This window comes from Citrobacter tructae (genome assembly GCF_004684345.1).
Lineage (GTDB): Bacteria > Pseudomonadota > Gammaproteobacteria > Enterobacterales > Enterobacteriaceae > Citrobacter > Citrobacter tructae.
The window spans coordinates 1,830,696-1,848,828 of the sequence record NZ_CP038469.1 but is presented as its reverse complement, the minus strand read 5'-3'; the positions used below and the strand labels follow the sequence as shown (position 1 = coordinate 1,848,828).

Annotated in this window: 17 protein-coding genes; 7 read left to right on the top strand and 10 right to left on the bottom strand. The window is 52.4% G+C overall.

What is annotated here, in order from left to right:
* Positions 1–35: 35 nt before the first annotated feature.
* Entirely contained in the window at positions 36–1,319 is a 1,284-nt protein-coding gene (locus E4Z61_RS09745; protein ID WP_135322590.1) for a putative acyl-CoA thioester hydrolase, read from the bottom strand.
* Between the two features lie 223 nt (positions 1,320–1,542).
* Here E4Z61_RS09745 and hutI point away from each other — a divergent pair, with 223 nt between their 5' ends.
* The 5 genes from hutI to hutH all read left to right on the top strand — a co-directional run bounded on the left by hutI (position 1,543) and on the right by hutH (position 7,839).
* The gene (gene hutI / locus E4Z61_RS09740) at positions 1,543–2,766 is read left to right on the top strand and encodes an imidazolonepropionase (RefSeq protein ID WP_135322589.1); all 1,224 of its coding nucleotides are present in this window, start codon (positions 1,543–1,545) and stop codon (positions 2,764–2,766) included.
* Complete coding sequence (hutG, locus tag E4Z61_RS09735; RefSeq protein ID WP_135322588.1) at positions 2,763–3,704, top strand: formimidoylglutamase; 942 nt, start codon at positions 2,763–2,765, stop codon at positions 3,702–3,704. The genes hutI and hutG overlap by 4 nt, the downstream gene beginning before the upstream one ends.
* A gap of 64 nt (positions 3,705–3,768) precedes the next feature.
* Positions 3,769–4,494: a histidine utilization repressor gene (locus tag E4Z61_RS09730; protein WP_135322587.1), complete on the top strand. Its 726-nt coding sequence runs from the start codon at positions 3,769–3,771 to the stop codon at positions 4,492–4,494.
* A 137-nt stretch (positions 4,495–4,631) separates the two neighbouring features.
* The gene (gene hutU, locus E4Z61_RS09725) at positions 4,632–6,317 is read left to right on the top strand and encodes a urocanate hydratase (protein WP_135322586.1); all 1,686 of its coding nucleotides are present in this window, start codon (positions 4,632–4,634) and stop codon (positions 6,315–6,317) included.
* 1 nt (position 6,318) lies between these two features.
* On the top strand, positions 6,319–7,839 hold the full coding sequence (gene hutH / locus E4Z61_RS09720; protein ID WP_135322585.1) for a histidine ammonia-lyase: 1,521 nt from the start codon (positions 6,319–6,321) through the stop codon (positions 7,837–7,839).
* Positions 7,840–7,879: 40 nt separating this feature from the next.
* Here the strand turns inward: hutH and deoR are convergent, their stop codons facing one another.
* Together deoR and ybjG are read right to left on the bottom strand one after the other, a co-directional pair.
* Complete coding sequence (gene deoR / locus E4Z61_RS09715; protein WP_032490567.1) at positions 7,880–8,638, bottom strand: DNA-binding transcriptional repressor DeoR; 759 nt, start codon at positions 8,636–8,638, stop codon at positions 7,880–7,882.
* A 66-nt stretch (positions 8,639–8,704) separates the two neighbouring features.
* Entirely contained in the window at positions 8,705–9,313 is a 609-nt protein-coding gene (gene ybjG, locus E4Z61_RS09710) for an undecaprenyl-diphosphate phosphatase (protein ID WP_135322584.1), read from the bottom strand.
* A 298-nt stretch (positions 9,314–9,611) separates the two neighbouring features.
* Between ybjG and E4Z61_RS09705 the strand changes: the two genes are divergently transcribed.
* The gene (locus tag E4Z61_RS09705) at positions 9,612–10,844 is read left to right on the top strand and encodes an MFS transporter (RefSeq protein WP_135322583.1); all 1,233 of its coding nucleotides are present in this window, start codon (positions 9,612–9,614) and stop codon (positions 10,842–10,844) included.
* 28 nt (positions 10,845–10,872) lie between these two features.
* Here E4Z61_RS09705 and E4Z61_RS09700 read toward each other — a convergent pair whose 3' ends face one another.
* The 3 genes from E4Z61_RS09700 to E4Z61_RS09690 all read right to left on the bottom strand — a co-directional run bounded on the left by E4Z61_RS09700 (position 10,873) and on the right by E4Z61_RS09690 (position 13,285).
* The gene (locus E4Z61_RS09700; RefSeq protein WP_135322582.1) at positions 10,873–11,154 is read right to left on the bottom strand and encodes a hypothetical protein; all 282 of its coding nucleotides are present in this window, start codon (positions 11,152–11,154) and stop codon (positions 10,873–10,875) included.
* Between the two features lie 107 nt (positions 11,155–11,261).
* Positions 11,262–12,077, bottom strand: coding sequence for a Cof-type HAD-IIB family hydrolase (locus E4Z61_RS09695; protein WP_135322581.1), 816 nt, complete (start codon positions 12,075–12,077; stop codon positions 11,262–11,264).
* Entirely contained in the window at positions 12,077–13,285 is a 1,209-nt protein-coding gene (locus E4Z61_RS09690; RefSeq protein WP_135322580.1) for an MFS transporter, read from the bottom strand. The genes E4Z61_RS09695 and E4Z61_RS09690 overlap by 1 nt, the downstream gene beginning before the upstream one ends.
* An 85-nt stretch (positions 13,286–13,370) precedes the next feature.
* Between E4Z61_RS09690 and E4Z61_RS09685 the strand changes: the two genes are divergently transcribed.
* Positions 13,371–13,919 carry a TetR/AcrR family transcriptional regulator gene (locus E4Z61_RS09685; RefSeq protein WP_135322579.1) on the top strand — a complete coding sequence of 183 codons (549 nt, stop codon included), beginning with the start codon at positions 13,371–13,373 and terminating at the stop codon, positions 13,917–13,919.
* A 7-nt stretch (positions 13,920–13,926) separates the two neighbouring features.
* On the opposite strand, the gene E4Z61_RS09680 is transcribed toward E4Z61_RS09685, so the two are convergent.
* The 4 genes from E4Z61_RS09680 to E4Z61_RS09665 form a co-directional block, all read right to left on the bottom strand.
* Positions 13,927–14,724: an SDR family NAD(P)-dependent oxidoreductase gene (locus E4Z61_RS09680; RefSeq protein ID WP_135322578.1), complete on the bottom strand. Its 798-nt coding sequence runs from the start codon at positions 14,722–14,724 to the stop codon at positions 13,927–13,929.
* 241 nt (positions 14,725–14,965) lie between these two features.
* Positions 14,966–15,235, bottom strand: a complete 270-nt coding sequence (locus E4Z61_RS09675; RefSeq protein WP_135322577.1) for a hypothetical protein — start codon at positions 15,233–15,235, stop codon at positions 14,966–14,968.
* A 50-nt stretch (positions 15,236–15,285) separates the two neighbouring features.
* Positions 15,286–16,332, bottom strand: coding sequence for a phage integrase (locus E4Z61_RS09670; RefSeq protein ID WP_135322576.1), 1,047 nt, complete (start codon positions 16,330–16,332; stop codon positions 15,286–15,288).
* Between the two features lie 84 nt (positions 16,333–16,416).
* Positions 16,417–18,114: an SNIPE associated domain-containing protein gene (locus tag E4Z61_RS09665; RefSeq protein ID WP_135322575.1), complete on the bottom strand. Its 1,698-nt coding sequence runs from the start codon at positions 18,112–18,114 to the stop codon at positions 16,417–16,419.
* Between the last annotated feature and the right edge of the window lie 19 nt (positions 18,115–18,133).

Below are 18,133 nucleotides of genomic sequence, written 5' to 3'. Positions count from 1 at the left end.
TTACAGGCAGCGACCTTATTATAGATCGGTGGAACTTACTGCTTCGGCTCGGCAACCACTTTGCTACCGATACCGCGGTTGTTGTATTCCCACATGCGGTTGAAGTTAGTGTCGTTCAGGTTACGCTGGATTTCGCCTTTGTCATCTTCCGCACCGGTGTTGCCGGTAAACGGATGTTTGGCGATCACGCTGTCACCCCATGGTTTGGCCATGTTGAAGCCTTCGTTGATTACGCTATCGCGAATAACCACCTGACCGTTGGTGTTAGCATCGACATCCAGTGAGCGGCCCAACTGCGCCACGCCATCTCCTGCAGCCGTAAAACGGCTGTTAACGGCCAGGAAACCGTAGTAGATGTTTGACAGGGTAGCCGGTGCGAACACGTAGGCTTCCTGCTGTGTGCGAGAATTGACGACGCGGAAATCGGTGTTCTCGAACACCACTGCGCCGCGACCGGAAACAATATCCACATCGCCTTCAATGTAGCTGTTAGTCACCAGCGTACGCGGTTGACGATCGTTCTCCAGACGGTTTTGTACGCCGCTGTTGGTCACGAAGAAGGTATTCTGACGACCCAGAATATTGACGTTGTTGATCTGCACTTTATCGCCATCGGTACGCAGCGCAACGGCCGGGTGATTACCCGCATCCACGCTGTCACCGAGGTTGTTTTCGATGGTCAGATTCTGCAACTGCAGGCCGTTGTTTTGCGACCAGACGACCGCAGAACACAGCACACCAATGTTGGTACCGCGTTTGTTCTGGCAATTATCAAACATGTACCACGCAGGTTTGCCCGGCATGTATTTACCGCCAGGGTTTACCGTGCGACGCCAGTCAGCGGTGCTCATTTCACCGTCAATGGCTTGGCCAATCTTCACATCAAGCGGTTTTTCGCCCATTCCGTACAGCGTCAGGCTTCCTGTTGCTGCCGGGATATAGACCGTGCCCTGATATTCACCCGGCATGATCGCAATATATTGACGTTTGTTGGTGCGTTTAATGATTGCCGCATCCACTGCCGCCTGAATGCTGGTGTGGGTAACGCCCTGAGTTCCTGCCGGGCCGACAACAAAGTCAGGCTGTGCGGGCAGAGAAATAGAAGAAGGGCTCCACGGCGCGGTGTTTGGCGTCAGTGCTGAAAAATAGTGCGCAGCGACGAAATTTTTCGCTTCATTGGCCGACAGAATCGGGCGCGAGGAGGTACCTGGCGCTGTCTGATCGGAAGGAATTTGATCGGGCGGTGTAGAGCTACAGGCTGTCAGCGTCACGCCAAAAGCCATTGCCAGCGCCAGACGGGAAACTGATGAAATGTTCACAGGTTGCTCCGGGCTTTGAAAGTTATCCATTGAAGCCTGCTTTTTTATACTAAGTTGAGCGAAACGGAAAGGCGAAAAGGTAAAAAGTTGTTTTTTATAGCAGCAATGGCGGATGTGGAGCGTCCTGACGTCACAATTAAATAACAATTATTGCCCTTCAGGTTGACAACATCCGTAGGATCTCAATAAATGTCTATACAACCTATGACAAGTGGTGAGTGGAATGCAGCAATTTTTCCCTGATGATGCCATATGGCGTAATGTCCGCCTGGCGACCATGGATCCAGAACGTAATACCCCGTATGGGCTGGTGGACGATCATGCGCTGATTATTCGTCAGGGCAAAATTCGGGCTATCGTGCCGGAATCCTCATTATACCGTACGCATGACAATACCTTTGATATGCAGGGTCGACTGGTTACGCCAGGTTTGATTGACTGCCATACGCATCTGGTATTTGGCGGTAATCGCGCAGGCGAGTGGGAGCAGCGGCTCAATGGAGTGTCTTACCAGCAAATCAGTGCTCAGGGCGGCGGTATTAATGCTACCGTATCGGCGACCCGCAGCGCCACTGACGAACAACTCTTTGCTGTGGCGCATGCGCGGATGGCGCGGCTGATAAAAGAAGGCGTCACGCTGCTGGAAGTGAAATCGGGTTATGGCCTGGATTTGGCGACAGAAGAGAAGATCTTACGTGTGGTCTCTGCGCTGGCGGCGGAAAATACCCTTGAAATCAGTCCGACGCTGCTGGCCGCGCATGCCACGCCAGCGGAATACCGTGACGATCCCGACGGCTACATTACGCTGGTGTGCGAGACCATTTTGCCACAACTGTGGGAACAGGGCCTGTTTGAGACCGTCGATCTGTTTTGTGAAAGCGTCGGATTTAACCTTGCGCAGAGCGAACGGGTATTTAAGGCTGCTCAGGCGTTGGGCATTCCGGTTAAGGGGCACGTTGAACAGCTGTCGTTGCTCGGTGGCGCGCAGTTGGTAAGCCGCTATCACGGATTATCGGCCGATCATATTGAATACCTCGATGAGGCGGGCGTGGCGGCAATGAGTCACAGCGGTACGGTCGGTGTTCTGCTGCCCGGCGCATTTTACTTTCTCAAAGAGAAACAGCATCCGCCGGTGGAGCTTTTACGTCACTATAACGTACCGATGGCGGTGGCGACGGATTTCAACCCCGGCACCAGTCCGTTTATCAGCCTGCACTGGGCGATGAACATGGCCTGCGTCCAGTTTGGTTTAACGCCGGAAGAAGCGTGGGCGGGCGTCACGCGTCATGCGGCGCGCGCGCTTGGGCGTCAGGCAACTCATGGTCAGCTAAAGGCGGGGTTCGTGGCGGACTTTGTGGTGTGGGATGCACATCTTCCGGTTGAAATTTTGTATGAACCTGGCCGCAATCCGCTGTATCAACGTGTATTCCGAGGACAACCATCATGAGTCACTGGCATCCCGCTTCCCCCGCGCTCTGGCAAGGTCGCGATGACCGCGCTGAATCGCCAACTGCGCTGCGCCTGTTTCAGACCATCACGCTCAGTGCTGCGTTTAGCCCTGAAAACTATCGCGAGCAGATAGCGCTACTGGGATTCGCCTGCGATGAAGGCGTGAAGCGTAATCAGGGACGCACGGGGGCGGCTGGCGCGCCCGATGCGTTGCGCAAAGCGCTGGCGAATTTAGCCAGTCATCACGGTCATGATCGGCTGGTGGATTTGGGCAATATTGTGGCGCAGGCTACCGATCTTGAAGGGGCGCAGCAGGCGTTACGTCATGCGGTACAACGCTGCCAGCAGGCTGAGATGCGCACCTTCGTGCTGGGCGGCGGGCATGAAACCGCTTTCGCCCACGGCGCGGGCGTGCTGGATGCATTTCCGCGCTCAACCGTAGGTATCGTCAACCTCGATGCCCATCTGGATTTACGCCATGCTGACCAGGCGACCTCCGGTACGCCTTTTCGCCAGTTGGCGCAGCTCTGTGATGCGCAGCAGCGTGAATTCCATTACGCCTGCTTTGGCGTTAACCGGGCGGCCAATACCCAGGCTTTGTGGGATGAAGCGCAGCAACGCGGTGTTACCGTGGTGGAGGATCTGCACTGTCATAACGCGCAGGCGCAGATGGCGCAGTTCGTCTCAAACGTCGACGTTATCTATCTGACAATCGACCTCGACGTTCTGCCGGTCTGGGAAATGCCAGCGGTGTCCGCACCTGCCGCGCTGGGTGTACCGCTGTCTACATTGCTCAGGTTGATTGAGCCTCTTTGTCGCAGCGGTAAATTACAAGCGGTGGACATGGTTGAATTTAATCCCCGTTTTGACGATGATGGCAACGCGGCGCGCGTTGCGGCGCGGCTTGGCTGGCAAATCGCGCACTGGTGGCACTGACGTGCCTGATAACGTTACGCCGCTATTTGGCAACTCTCATTCTCAGCTTAAGGAAGGCTAACACATGCTCCGATCCCACTCCCGTTCTGCTCCGGCCCCTTTTTACGAAAAGGTAAAACAGGAGATCAGTGAAAAGATTGTCAGCGGCGTCTGGCAACCTCACGATCGTATCCCGTCGGAAGCGGAACTGGTGGCGCAGTATGGTTTTAGTCGCATGACCATCAATCGGGCACTACGTGAACTCACCGACGAGGGGCTGCTGGTCCGTTTGCAGGGGGTGGGGACGTTTGTCGCCGAGCCCAAAGGCCAGTCCGCGCTGTTTGAAATTCGCAGCATCGCGGATGAAATCATCGCCCGTCAGCATCAGCATAGGTGCGACGTCCTGAAACTGGAAAGAACGCGCGCGAACGCGCAGCAGGCTTTGGTGTTGAACGTCAAAGAAGGCACCTTTATTTATCACTCGATCATGGTGCACTTTGAAAACGGCCTGCCGGTACAGATTGAAGATCGCTGCGTCAATGCGGAGATTGTGCCGGAATATCTGATACAGGATTACAGTCAGACCACGCCGCATGCCTATCTGTCGCTGATTGCCCCCTTGACTGAAGGTGAACATATCGTTGAGGCCGTTCGCGCCAGTGCGGAAGAGTGCGCTCTACTGAGCATTAAAGAACACGATCCCTGCCTGTTGATCCGCCGCAAGACCTGGTCTGCGTCATCCATTGTCTCTCATGCCCGTTTGCTCTTCCCGGGTTCCCGCTATCGTCTACAGGGGCGTTTCATGTCCTGATGCAGGAGATGAAAACCGTGATTGCTGACGCAATATAATAAAAATGTATCTTAATTGTTAAACACAACCTTGCGATAGCTTGTATAGACAAGTATATGTTACTTATCTGTCCTAACGTTCGCGAGGAGTGCTCTACCATGTCTCACAGCAAGTATCGTCAGCAGGATATTCGTGCCCCACGAGGCACCACCTTAACTGCCAAAAGCTGGCTGACCGAAGCGCCGCTGCGCATGTTAATGAACAATCTTGATCCTGATGTGGCGGAAAATCCCCATGAGCTGGTGGTATACGGCGGGATCGGTCGCGCCGCGCGTGACTGGGAATGCTATGACGCCATCGTTAAGGCGCTGACCAAACTTGAGGCCGATGAAACGCTGCTGGTCCAGTCGGGTAAACCGGTCGGCGTGTTTAAAACTCATGAAAATGCGCCGCGTGTACTGATTGCCAACTCTAACCTGGTCCCGCACTGGGCAACCTGGGAACACTTCAACGAGTTGGACGCCAAAGGGCTGGCAATGTACGGCCAGATGACCGCCGGGAGCTGGATTTATATCGGCAGCCAGGGCATCGTGCAGGGGACTTATGAAACCTTCGTCGAAGCCGGGCGTCAGCATTATCAGGGCAGCCTGAGCGGACGCTGGGTACTGACTGCCGGTCTTGGCGGCATGGGGGGCGCGCAGCCGCTAGCCGCGACGCTGGCGGGGGCCTGTTCGCTGAACATTGAATGTCAGCAAAGCCGTATCGATTTCCGTCTGCGTACCCGCTATGTGGATGAGCAGGCAGCCACACTTGATGACGCGTTGGCGCGCATCGACAAATATACCCGTGAGGGTAAAGCCGTTTCTATTGCGCTGTGTGCGAACGCCGCCGACATTGTGCCGGAATTGGTGAAGCGTGGCGTGCGCCCGGATATGGTCACCGACCAGACCAGCGCCCACGATCCGCTGCACGGTTATCTGCCGTCCGGCTGGAGCTGGGACGAGTATCAGGCGAAAGCGGTGTCCGATCCACAGGGCACGGTGCAGGCGGCGAAACGCTCCATGGCCGTGCACGTTGAGGCGATGCTGGCGTTCAGTAAAATGGGCGTACCGACGTTTGATTACGGCAATAATATCCGCCAGATGGCCAAAGAGATGGGCGTGGAAAACGCCTTTGATTTCCCAGGCTTCGTACCTGCTTATATTCGACCGCTTTTCTGTCGCGGCATTGGCCCGTTCCGTTGGGTAGCGCTTTCCGGCGATCCGCAGGATATTTATAAGACCGATGCCAAAGTGAAAGAGATCGTGGCCGACGATAAGCATCTGCATCACTGGCTGGATATGGCGCGTGAGCGGATTAACTTCCAAGGCTTACCGGCGCGTATCTGCTGGGTCGGTCTGGAATGGCGGCAAAAACTGGGGCTGGCGTTCAACGAAATGGTCCGCAGCGGTGAAGTGTCTGCGCCGATTGTCATTGGCCGTGACCATCTGGACTCCGGCTCCGTTGCCAGCCCGAACCGCGAAACTGAAGCCATGCGCGACGGTTCTGACGCGGTATCCGACTGGCCACTGTTGAACGCGCTGCTCAATACCGCCAGCGGTGCGACTTGGGTGTCACTGCACCACGGTGGCGGGGTAGGAATGGGCTTCTCCCAGCATGCGGGGATGGTGATTGTGTGTGATGGCACCGATGAAGCCGCTGCGCGTATCGCCCGGGTATTACATAACGATCCGGCGACGGGCGTCATGCGCCACGCGGATGCCGGATATGACATTGCGGTGGAGTGCGCCGTCGAACAAGGGCTGAATTTGCCGATGGTTGCGCCGACGCAGGGGAAACGTTGATATGAACACCATGACATTAACGCCGGGCCATCTGAGCTTCGCCCAATTACGCGACATCTGGCAGCAGCCGGTCAAACTGAGTCTGGATGCCAGCGCGATTGACGCCATCAACGCAAGCGTCGCCTGCGTCAATAACATTGTCGCTGAAGGGCGCACTGCGTATGGCATTAATACGGGGTTTGGCCTGCTGGCCCAGACTCGTATCGCCACGGAAGATTTGCAGAATTTACAGCGTTCGCTGGTGCTTTCTCATGCGGCAGGCGTTGGCGAGGCGCTGGATGACGCGATGGTGCGCCTGATTATGGTGCTGAAAATCAACAGCCTGGCGCGCGGTTTTTCCGGTATTCGTTTGAGCGTGATCGAAGCGCTGATTGCGCTGGTGAATGCCGAGGTGTATCCGCTGATCCCGGCGAAAGGATCTGTCGGCGCATCGGGCGATCTGGCCCCGCTGGCGCATATGTCCCTGACGTTGCTGGGGGAAGGGAAGGCGCGCTGGCAGGGGGAATGGCTCCCGGCGACCGAAGCGCTGAAAAAGGCCGGACTGGAGCCGATTACGCTGGAGGCGAAAGAGGGGCTGGCGTTGCTGAACGGGACTCAGGCGTCCACCGCTTTTGCGCTGCGCGGGTTAATCGAAGCCCAGGAGCTGTTTGCGTCTGCGACGGTGTGCGGGGCGCTCACCACTGAAGCTGTGCTGGGCTCTCGTCGTCCGTTTGACGCCCGCATTCACGCTGCGCGAGGACAACGTGGGCAGATTGACGCCGCAACGCTGTACCGCCACGTGTTGACCGACTCCAGCGCGCTTTCGCAATCTCACCACAACTGTGAAAAAGTGCAGGATCCGTATTCTCTGCGCTGTCAGCCACAGGTGATGGGCGCGTGTCTGACGCAAATACGCCAGGTGATGGACGTGCTGTTGGTCGAAGCCAACGCCGTGTCGGATAACCCGCTGGTGTTTGCCGAAGAGGGCGATGTGATTTCCGGCGGCAACTTCCACGCGGAACCGGTAGCGATGGCGGCGGATAATCTGGCGCTGGCGATTGCGGAAATGGGGGCGCTGTCAGAGCGGCGTATCGCGCTGATGATGGATAAACACATGTCGCAGTTACCGCCTTTCCTGGTCAAAAATGGCGGCGTTAATTCCGGCTTTATGATTGCCCAGGTAACCGCTGCCGCGCTGGCGAGCGAAAATAAAGCGCTGGCACACCCGCACAGCGTAGACAGTCTGCCAACGTCCGCCAACCAGGAAGATCATGTGTCTATGGCACCGGCGGCGGGTCGCAGATTGTGGGAGATGGCGGCGAATACACGCGGCGTGATTGCTGTAGAGTGGCTGGCGGCCTGTCAGGGGATCGATTTGCGCGAAGGACTGACCTCGAGCCCGCTGCTGGAGCAGGCGCGTCAGGCCTTGCGTGAACAGGTTTCGTACTATACCCAGGACCGCTTTTTTGCCCCGGATATCGAGTGTGCGACCGAACTGTTAGCGCAGGGAACCTTGCTGAAGCTGGTGCCTGAGTTTCTGTAACACAATGCCGGATGGCGCTATCGCCGTCCGGCAGTATTTTTCAATACACCAGCTTAATTTGCTGTGCTTTCGCATAATCAACAAATTCATCGTCAGGACGGGAATCGCTGATGATGCTATCAAAGCGTTTCAGGTCACCCATCCGCGCGGGACGCACCTTGCCAAACTTGCTGTGATCCACCACCAATACGTGATATTGCGCCATCGACATCGCCCAGTGCTTCACCGGTAATTCTTCCAGGTTAAAACAGGTCGCGCCCTTGTCAATGTGTATGCCGGCCGCAGAATAAAACGCGATATCCGGACACAGATTATTCAGCGTTTCTTGAAAATCGAGCGGTTTGAAAATAGCGTTGCTGGCATGGAATTCACCGCCACACAAGATGACGCGACACAGTGGCTTTTCCTGCAGTGCCAGAAAGGTATTCAGCGAGTAGCAGATGGCGGTGAAAGGCAGGTCATTATCGATAGCTTCAATGATCCATGGCGTGGTGGTGCCGCAGTCAAAAAAGATCGTCTGATGCGCCTGAACGAGGCTCGCAGCCTGCTGTGCAGCACGACGTTTCTCATCCACCAGTCGGGACTTTTGGTCGCTGATTAGGTAGTGGCTGGCGCTACGGGGTTCCAGAACAATATAGCCTCCCAGCAACACAACTGGGGCATTGTTATTATTCAGGTCGCGACGGATGGTCATCTCAGATACGCCCAGCAGCGTCGCGGCTTCTTTAAGGTGTAATTTATCACTGCGTTTCAGCGCCTGCAGCAATTGACCAATACGCTCGTCGCGTCGTGTTTCCATAGTTCCCCTGGTGAGTAGAGTAAGCGCTTCATATCGCGTGCTTAATACTACTCTTTTTACCGTGGATTAGTCACGTACCCAGCCTTTACGGATCGGCAGAGCGAAGCAGGTGCGATAGCAGGCCTGCAAAGCGGAATACAGCGCGAGACCGAATCGTTGCCAGATCATCTGGGCGCTCAGGCAGCCGATCAGCCCTGCCAGTAACCCACCCAGCATATCCAGTGGCCAGTGGACGCCGAGGTACACCCTTGACCAGGCAATCGTCACGGCAATGGTCATAAACAGGGCGCCAGACCACAGGCGATGCCAGAATAAAAAAGCCAGTGCAAAGGTAAAAATAACGGTACCGTGATCGCTCGGGAAAGAGTCATCAGGTGCATGGTGCAGGAAGTTATAGCCGATGTGGTTAACGAACGGCCGATCGTGCGGGAACAAATGCCCCATCAGCCATGAAACGGTCAGGCTGACAATCAACGCCAGCGCCATTTTTATCACCAGTTTTCGCTGCGTGTTAACGTGATCGCGTGGGCCCCAAAGCCACAGGACGACGGCCAACAGCGGCACGATGCTGATCAGGTCTTTGGCAATAAAAATGGCAAACGTGATTGCCCATTGCGCAGAGTCCGGTGTGGCATTGATCAGGTAAAATAGCGAGTTGTTCAGATTTTCCAGCATAACATCCAGATTCAGTACAGTAGTTGAAAAGGGTCCCATCAGGCAGAGAATAAGATCGCTTTCACGGGATAAAAAGCGGCGTTGTCTTATTTGCCTGTTAAATGACTCTTTTTAAGATAATTAATGACGTCTAAAGAGCATGATAACGGCTTCAACTTAAATTAACCTTAAAGCAGAATGGTATTGTGAAACAGGGTGTAAAAATGTGCGCATTTTGCTGTCAAATCACATAATTCACTATCACCAGTCCGGCGCATTTATTACACTTTGCGCGTTTTTTCATTGGTTAAGAGATTGCATGCACAACCGTTTATCTTCAGGCGCCCGACTGGGGCGTCAGGCATTACTTTTCCCTCTCTGTCTGGTGCTTTACGAATTCTCCACTTATATCGGTAACGATATGATCCAACCCGGCATGTTGGCGGTGGTGGAGCAATATCAGGCCGGATTAGATTGGGTTCCTACATCCATGACCGCGTATCTGGCAGGCGGCATGTTTTTGCAGTGGTTGTTAGGACCGCTGTCGGACCGTATTGGTCGTCGTCCGGTGATGTTAACCGGCGTGGTGTGGTTCATTATTACCTGCCTCGCGACGCTGTTTGCGCAGAACATTGAACAATTTACCTTCCTGCGTTTTTTGCAGGGAATAAGCCTGTGCTTTATTGGCGCGGTGGGCTATGCCGCCATTCAGGAGTCTTTTGAAGAAGCGGTGTGCATTAAAATTACCGCGCTGATGGCGAACGTGGCGTTGATTGCCCCGTTGCTGGGCCCACTGGTCGGTGCTGCCTGGGTGCACGTGCTGCCGTGGGAAGGGATGTTTGTGCTGTTTGCGGCGCTGGCCGCCATCGCCTTTTTTGGCCTGCAGCGCGCGATGCCCGAAACCGCAACCCGGCTGGGAGAAACGCTGTCCATTAAAGAGTTGGGCAAAGACTACAAGCTGGTACTGAAGAACGTGCGTTTTGTCGCCGGTGCTCTGGCGTTGGGATTTGTCAGCCTGCCGCTGCTGGCGTGGATCGCCCAGTCCCCGATAATTATTATTAGCGGCGAACAACTGAGCAGCTATGAATATGGTCTGTTGCAGGTACCTATTTTTGGTGCGCTGATTGCCGGTAATCTGGTGCTGGCGCGCCTGACCGCACGACGCACGGTACGATCGCTGATTATCATGGGCGGCTGGCCAATCGCCGTGGGGCTGGTTATTGCTGCGGCGGCCACGGTGGTCTCTTCCCATGCCTATTTGTGGATGACGGCAGGGTTGAGTATCTATGCGTTTGGCATTGGCGTGGCGAATGCCGGGTTGGTACGCTTGACGCTGTTTGCCAGTGATATGAGCAAAGGGACGGTTTCCGCCGCGATGGGCATGTTGCAGATGCTGATTTTTACCGTAGGTATTGAGCTGAGCAAACATGCTTATTTACTCGGCGGCAACGGTCTGTTCAGCCTGTTTAATCTGGCCAGCGGTGTGCTGTGGCTGGCTCTGATGTTTATCTTCCTGAAAGATAAGCAGGTAGGGGACTCACGAGAAGGCTAAAGCCCGGTTGTCCGGGCTTTACGAGAGGTTAGTGGTGATCGTCAATTTGATGCTCGATAACCATTCCTTCGCCTACGCTTGCGACATGTCGTGCATAAGGATGCGCACGATAAACGGGGGCGGGGGCAGGTGCCGGAGCAACATACACCGTTTGTGGAGCGGTAGTGACGCTGACCGCCTGCGGAACGCTGACGGAAGAGGGCACCACCACCACTTTATAACCGCTTGGTACATCAACGGTAATGCTTTGCGCCAGTGCAGTTCCCGCAAAACCCAGTAACACTGTCGCCATCAGTACACTTTTCTTCATAATCCGCTCGTCTGAAATATTCACTGGAAGTAATAATCCAGCGGGTTAATTTGAGGCGGATTATGAATAGATCATGCCATCATTTTGTTGCCGTCTGTGCTGAGGCGTTATCGTGTAAATGGCGCTTCGTTTTTTAGCACCCGATCGATAATATCCAGCACGCCCTCCTCGTTATTCGACCCGGCGCGATATTTTGCAGCCTGGATAACAGGTTCGTGCGCGTTTGCCATCGCATAACTAAATCCCGCCTGACGCAGCATCTCAATATCGTTGCCGCCATCGCCAAATACCACCACTTCATCATCGCTAATATTCCAGCGTTGTTGCAGCAGACGCAGACCGTTTGCTTTATGCACGCCCGGTATAATTAAATCGATGCTACCGTAGCCGGTATGTACCGGCACCATGATGTCACCAATTGCTTCGTGGAGATCTGCCTGCACCTGGGGGATACGCGCGTCAGAGATATTCAGCCCGAATTTGAAAAATACGTCGTTGATGTTGTCGAAATTATCGACAAATTCAAGACGATGATAGTACATGGCAGAAATGGTTTTATGCTCATCGCTGTACTGTTTCAGCGTATATGCGCTGTTTTTGCCGCAGGCAATAATATCAATATCTGTTCGCGTCAGCAGATGATCCACGATGGCCTGGAAATCGTTTTTTGCCAGTTCGCCGTTAAAAACATCTTCCCCTTCGCTGACCACCCAACCGCCGTTTTCCGCCACAAATGAGATTTCATGAGCCAGTTCGGGAAAAAAAGAGATCAATTGGTAGTACTGGTTGCCGCTGGCGACCACAAAGCGGATCCCTTGCTCTTTCATCTGGCGATATTGCGCCATAAACCGCTCGCGGTTATAGGTCTTCTGGTCACTTAAAAACGTGCCGTCCATGTCGACTGCAATTAACTTAATAGCCATTAGCTGTTCTCCATCACAGTGGTATTTTTAACGTTTGGTTTGGCGACAGCCTTCGCGACGATAGCCGCGATCAGTACCAGGGCCAGCACTACCAGCATGGCGCTGCGCAGGCCGTAGTGTTCACCCAGATAGCCCAGCAGCGGTGGCCCAACCAGGAAGGCCAGGTAGCCGGTGGTTGCTACAACGCTCACGCGGGTTGGGGCATCGGGGCCGGTATCGCTGGCAGCCGAAATGGTCAATGGGAAGCCCAGTGACGCACCGAGTCCCCACAGGATGACGGACACACCTGCGACCCATGTGCTGTCGACAAAGATAATCAGGCTAATACCCAGCGCGCCCATTAACGCACTGGCGCGTACGACCGCAACACGGCTGTAGCGGTCGATGAACCAGCCGCCGGTAAACCGTCCGACGGTCATACCCAGCGTAAATCCGGCATAAATCAGAGAGCCAGAGGTCGGGCTAAATCCGTGTCCGTCTACCATCAGTAGCGGAAGCCAGTCATTGGCGGAACCCTCGGCAAACGCCATCGCCAGCACCACAACACCGATCAGTAGCAACTGGATATCGCGGTAAAAAGGCAGGCCTTTTTCGGATGAGTGAGAGCCGTCAGTCGCATTTTTACCGGTGCCATCAGGAATGGCTTTAATGGCGATGAATATAGGCGCAATGGCCACTAGCGCCGCCAGCAGAATATGCGCGTTTGCAGGTATGCTAAAGGCGGTGAGCACCATCCCGACGCCTGCGCCTGCCAGTGTGCCGAGGCTATAAAAACCATGCATCATCGGCAGAACGGTTTTATTCATTTCGCGCTCAACCGCCGCACCTTCGACGTTAATCGCGACCTCTGCGGCACCAAAACTGGCGCCAAATACCCCCAGCCCAAATGCAAATAGCCAGGCGGAATGCAGCCATAGCGCAACGCTGAGGATAGCCATCCCGATGACCGCGCATGACATGGTAGTGCGGATCACTTTCCGCGTGCCAAATCGTTTCACTAGCCAGGCCGAACAAAGAATGCCACTCATCGAACCAATAGACAGTCCAAACAGTACCGCCCCCATCTCAGCGGTAGAAACGGAGAGGATGTCTCTGATGGCTGGAGTACGCGTTGCCCAGGAGGCCATTAATAATCCTGGTAAAAAGAAAAACATAAAAAGCGCCCAGGTTCGGCGTCTTAAGGCTTTGCGTGATGAGATGCCAGTCATGAATTCGAGCCAAAGAAAAGAGGAAAGGAGACAACATTAGCAAGGTTGTGTACATTTGTACACAAATGCAAGAAGAGGAAACGCAGTGCGACGCGCGAACGATCCACAACGGCGGGAAAAAATAGTTCAGGCTACTCTGGAAGCGGTAATAACCCATGGTATTCATGCGGTTACACATCGTAAAATTGCGACAATTGCTCAGGTGCCGTTGGGTTCAATGACCTATTACTTTTCGGGAATCGATGAGCTTTTGATGGAGGCATTCGGTCGTTTTACTGACACCATGTCACTGCAATATCAGGCATTTTTTGTCGGGGTTACCAATGCGCCACAGGCCTGCGACGCCATTACCGAGATGATTTACAGTTCGCAGGTCACCACGCCGGATAACATGGAGGTTATGTACCAGCTGTACGCGTTTGCCAGCCGCAAACCCGCGTTGAAAACGGTGATGCAGAACTGGATGCAGCGCAGTCAACAAACCTTAGAACAGTGGTTCGACCCCGCCACGGCCCGTGCGCTGGATGCCTTTATTGAAGGGATGACGTTGCATTTTGTGACCGATAAAAAACCGCTGCGGCGAGACGATATTCTGGTGATGGTGGCGCGGATTGCGGGATTGTCGTCGCACTAACTTCTTATCAGCTGATGGTCGCGCCCCCGGTAACATTCACCACCGTCGCGGTCATCGCGCTGGCGTGATTTGATGCCAGAAACGTGATGACTTCGGCGATTTGTGCCAGCGTTGGCAGGCGTTTTAACATCGTGCTTTGTGCGGCGCCGTCGAGCCATTGCTCTACGGTTATTCCCATTGATTGTGCTTTTTCAGCGAATATGTCCCCGGTATAAGATCCTGCCTGCATTGCATCAACAATGGCGTGCGATCGCACGCCGAGAACGCGGATATTCTGCGGGCCAAGTTCACTGGCGAGCGCTTTGATAAAAGCCTCGCTTCCCACACAGCCAACAATGTGACCCAGATGGCCAGGCATCGCCATGGACGCTGCCGGGGCAACGACGGTGATCATGGTTCCTGCGCGCTCACCCCCCATGTGCGGGGTGACGGCTTTTGATATATTGAATTGTGCTGTGAGGAAAGGGGTGATGCCGCGCATAAACTCAGCCAGAGATAACGCGTCGATTCGTTTACCCTGATCATGCATAAAGCCAGTGGCGTTAACCACCACGTCAATCCCCCCGGTTTTCTGAGCAAGGCAGTTAACCTGTTCAGCCATAGCCTGATCGTCGAGCACATCGGTGACAAAGGTTTCAGCCATGCCACCCGTCGTGCGAATGCGAACAGCAGCCTGGTCGAGTTTTTGCTGACTGCGTGCGCCAAGATACACATTCGCCCCTTCGCGGGCCATAGACTGCGCAACTGCACTTCCTATCGCGCCGCTTCCACCGAAGATCACTGCGGTTTTGCCTGCAAGTAACATTGCGCACCCCATCACCAAAAGCACCGTTTAAAAGTATGTGCCATAACCGGCATGATGCAAATTGGATGAAGGGAGGGAGAGACGACGAATTTCAGGCAACAAAAAACCCATTTATGTAAATGGGTTAGTAAAAACAATGGGTTGTAACATAATCAATAAGTTAGTTTGGTGGTAAAAGGTGGCGATTACGGGGTATTGCCAACCGCTGCCGCCACTTTGTCGCCACTTGGCGTTATCTGATTTATTTTAGACGCCAGGGGCCACTCTCTTTAATCTGTTCGACTAATCCCTCGTCTTCCAACTGACGTAACAACGCTACAACCCAATATTGTTGATTAGAGTTAGTAGCTTTCGATTTTTCTCCCCAACCGAAGCCGCAGAGATTGAATACTTCAGATTGTTTAATTCCTTTACCATTTTTCTGTCCATCCGGATGCTTTGCTAAAGCAGCAAGAGCCAATTCTTTCGCTTTAGTACGAAGCTCTAATCCATGTTTCTCTAACTCATTCATAATCATATTTCCCTGATAATCAAGACGACCCTAATTATACTCCGCTAATGTCAGACGCGTACGTGAGCAGTATCTAAGGATAATTTATCCATAGTTGCCAAGGGATTAAAGCGTAGGGCCGTTTCTAGGTGATCAGGTGCTAGGTGGGCATAGCGCATGGTCATTTTTATGTCGTGATGGCCCAGGATTTTTTGGAGCGCAAGGATGTTCCCGCCGGACATCATGAAGTGTGCTGCAAACGTATGGCGCAGAACGTGGGTAAGCTGCCCACGGGGAAGCACGATGGAGGTTTTCTCCATTACAGATAAAAACTGGAAGTAGCAGTCAGTAAAGAACTTGAAACCGTCTAGGGCAGTGATTTCCTCATACAGCTCTTTACTGATAGGAATGCTGCGGTTCTTTTTACCTTTGGTCCTGACAAACGTGATTCGGTATTTAGTGACTTGGGAGCGTGTGAGATTTACAGCTTCGCGCCAGCGTGCTCCGGTACTCAGGCATATCTTAACGACCAGGGCGAGCAGGGGACTTTGGCGGTTGCAGTCGTACAAAAGCTCAGTAATTTGTTCATGCGTCAGCCAGGCCATCTCCTTTTCGGCAATGGTGAACTTGCGCATGTTCTCCAGTGGGTTTGGCGCTGTCCATTCACCGAGTCGGGCCAACTCGCTAAAGACTCCACTCAGATAGCTTTGCTCCAGATTGATAGTTACCGGGCTGGCTCCTTTCTTCCATTTCTCGCTGAAGTAGATTTCACCCGTCAGGCGCTTATCGCGATAGTGCGCGAACATTTTGGATGTTAAATCGGTGGCGAGGGGATTTCCGAGAGCATCGACCATCAGGTGCAACTTGTCGTAAACATGCTCGCCAGCGGTCAGGGATTTGCCGTGCAGTTTGAACCAGAGTTCAACGATATCCTTTAGAGTTCGACGGTCTACCGATTCACCCAGCCAGGGCTTAGTCTCTGCCTCATCCATTGTGTGACGCTCAAAAGCAAGTGCTTCGCCTTTGGTGGCGAACTGCTTACGCACGCGCCGCCCACTTCGCCCAGCGGGGTAGCATTCACAAATCCATTTTCCTGTGTCGAGTTTTCGTACTGTCATAAAAAAAGCCCTCATGTCTGAGGGCTAAATTTAACTGTATGTTTGAACAGTGGTCAATGTATGTTTACCACGATTAATACATAGCTACGCGACTACTAACTCCTCGCTTTCCTTTACGGCCTTATTGCGTTCATTCTCAATGGCTAAAGATTCTCTGTACTCTTTTGCTTCTGCAAACATCGTCCAATGCGCATCGATACTCATTTCTTTAATCGTTGACTTGATGTCTTTTATACCAACATTGAAGAACTCTTTGCGTGAGTTAACTTTGTTCACTTGATTATCGTTAAACACTTTGTGGAGATGATTTTCGAGAGAGGGGGCATCATCACTGTAGATCATTGCATGCACATCGAATGAGAAAGGTACGCTTGCATCACCCAGCTCACGAACGCGATCAAGCGGTTCGAGTCTTCGTGTCATCCCAATCTTATATACGTTTTCTCCAAAGGAGCCGATGTTACTAATCACATATACGTGACCAGAGCGTGTTTGCTGTGCCATTGAGATGGCTCTTTGGTTTTTAGCTTCTGCTTCTTCGTATTTAATTTGTAGCTCAGCTAGTTTCTGTTCGAGGGCTATACGTTGTTCTTCGCCTGCGAGCATCAGTTCTTTAGTTGCTTTATCAATGGCCTGCTGAATGGCTTTCTCTTCTTTTTCGGCTTCTTTTATCGCTTTTTCGTACTCGCGACGCGCTTTTTCTTCTTCACGTAACTGCTCTTTAATTCGTCTTTGTTCTTCTTTTTCTTCGAGCATAATTTCATTTACAGCTACTCCCCATTTAAGCTCGTTAAGTCGAGCCTGTAAGTAGATGTCGGTGATCTTTGCGGATCTAAAGGCTGAACCGTTAAAATTCACAAGCTCAAATGCATCTTTTATTTCTTGGGATAGTTTACCGTAATTGTTATGTTTAATTTTCGAAAGGGTGCTATCAACCTTCCCATTGAAAGCATCTAGTACAAATTTGATTGCGGTGTTTCGTCTGTTCGGTTCGACATAATCACAGCTTGCCGCTTTGCTTGTTTTGATAAGAGACTTAGTTAGCTCCCTTGCTTTTTGCAGCTCTTTCCCTGCATCCGCAAATTCATAATTCTCTGCCAGTTCGTCCAAAACGCTGCGGTTTGGAACTATCCATTCATCACCGTACCCTTCAATTTTATTTTTCATTGACTTGGCTACAGCTTGGTAGGTCTCCGCGAACTCTTTTGCCTCGTATGCGGAACCTGCAATTTCTTTTGCTCTAACCTCTGCATCTGAAATGATCTTCACTGCATTATCATTTGCATTCGAAATTATGTCTTCAACCTTACTATTTGCAGTATCTAGGCGTTCTTTTGCTTTTAATCGAGCTTCACGAGCTTCTTTTGTTATTGATATTGCTTCAGTGTTTGCATTGTTTATAGTTAATTCTGCTTGGCGTTTTGCGTCATTAACAATGCGAGTCGCTCGGGTTTGTGATTCACTAATTTTATCCAGAGATATGGAGTCTGCATTTTTAATTTTCATCTCAGCATCTAAAACAGCTCGATGTAATTTTTCATATTGCCATAGGGGAGCAGCTCTTCCTTCTAACTCAGAGTGTTCACGTATAGCTTGAGCTATTTTTTTATCGGACTCGCTCAATTGATTTGTTAGAGAATCTCTTTCTTTTTTTATGTTATCATTCTCTAATGATAAGTTTGTGACTGTTAATTTGTTCTTTTTGACTATTTTGTACAAGATAATAGCCAATACGGGTGAGGATAATGCTAAGAAAAATACTATTATAAGAAATAAATCCATTTCTAAGTCCTTTTATTCT

Excerpts from the sequence above, each read along its gene's own strand:
- hutI (WP_135322589.1), top strand. The coding sequence starts at position 1,543 with ATGCAGCAATTTTTCCCTGATGATGCCATATGGCGTAATGTCCGCCTG.
- hutG (WP_135322588.1), top strand. The coding sequence starts at position 2,763 with ATGAGTCACTGGCATCCCGCTTCCCCCGCGCTCTGGCAAGGTCGCGAT.
- E4Z61_RS09730 (WP_135322587.1), top strand. The coding sequence starts at position 3,769 with ATGCTCCGATCCCACTCCCGTTCTGCTCCGGCCCCTTTTTACGAAAAG.
- hutU (WP_135322586.1), top strand. The coding sequence starts at position 4,632 with ATGTCTCACAGCAAGTATCGTCAGCAGGATATTCGTGCCCCACGAGGC.
- hutH (WP_135322585.1), top strand. The coding sequence starts at position 6,319 with ATGAACACCATGACATTAACGCCGGGCCATCTGAGCTTCGCCCAATTA.
- deoR (WP_032490567.1), bottom strand. The coding sequence starts at position 8,638 with ATGGAAACACGACGCGACGAGCGTATTGGTCAATTGCTGCAGGCGCTG.
- ybjG (WP_135322584.1), bottom strand. The coding sequence starts at position 9,313 with ATGCTGGAAAATCTGAACAACTCGCTATTTTACCTGATCAATGCCACA.
- E4Z61_RS09705 (WP_135322583.1), top strand. The coding sequence starts at position 9,612 with ATGCACAACCGTTTATCTTCAGGCGCCCGACTGGGGCGTCAGGCATTA.
- E4Z61_RS09700 (WP_135322582.1), bottom strand. The coding sequence starts at position 11,154 with ATGAAGAAAAGTGTACTGATGGCGACAGTGTTACTGGGTTTTGCGGGA.
- E4Z61_RS09695 (WP_135322581.1), bottom strand. The coding sequence starts at position 12,077 with ATGGCTATTAAGTTAATTGCAGTCGACATGGACGGCACGTTTTTAAGT.
- E4Z61_RS09690 (WP_135322580.1), bottom strand. The coding sequence starts at position 13,285 with ATGACTGGCATCTCATCACGCAAAGCCTTAAGACGCCGAACCTGGGCG.
- E4Z61_RS09680 (WP_135322578.1), bottom strand. The coding sequence starts at position 14,724 with ATGTTACTTGCAGGCAAAACCGCAGTGATCTTCGGTGGAAGCGGCGCG.
- E4Z61_RS09675 (WP_135322577.1), bottom strand. The coding sequence starts at position 15,235 with ATGAATGAGTTAGAGAAACATGGATTAGAGCTTCGTACTAAAGCGAAA.
- E4Z61_RS09670 (WP_135322576.1), bottom strand. The coding sequence starts at position 16,332 with ATGACAGTACGAAAACTCGACACAGGAAAATGGATTTGTGAATGCTAC.
- E4Z61_RS09665 (WP_135322575.1), bottom strand. The coding sequence starts at position 18,114 with ATGGATTTATTTCTTATAATAGTATTTTTCTTAGCATTATCCTCACCC.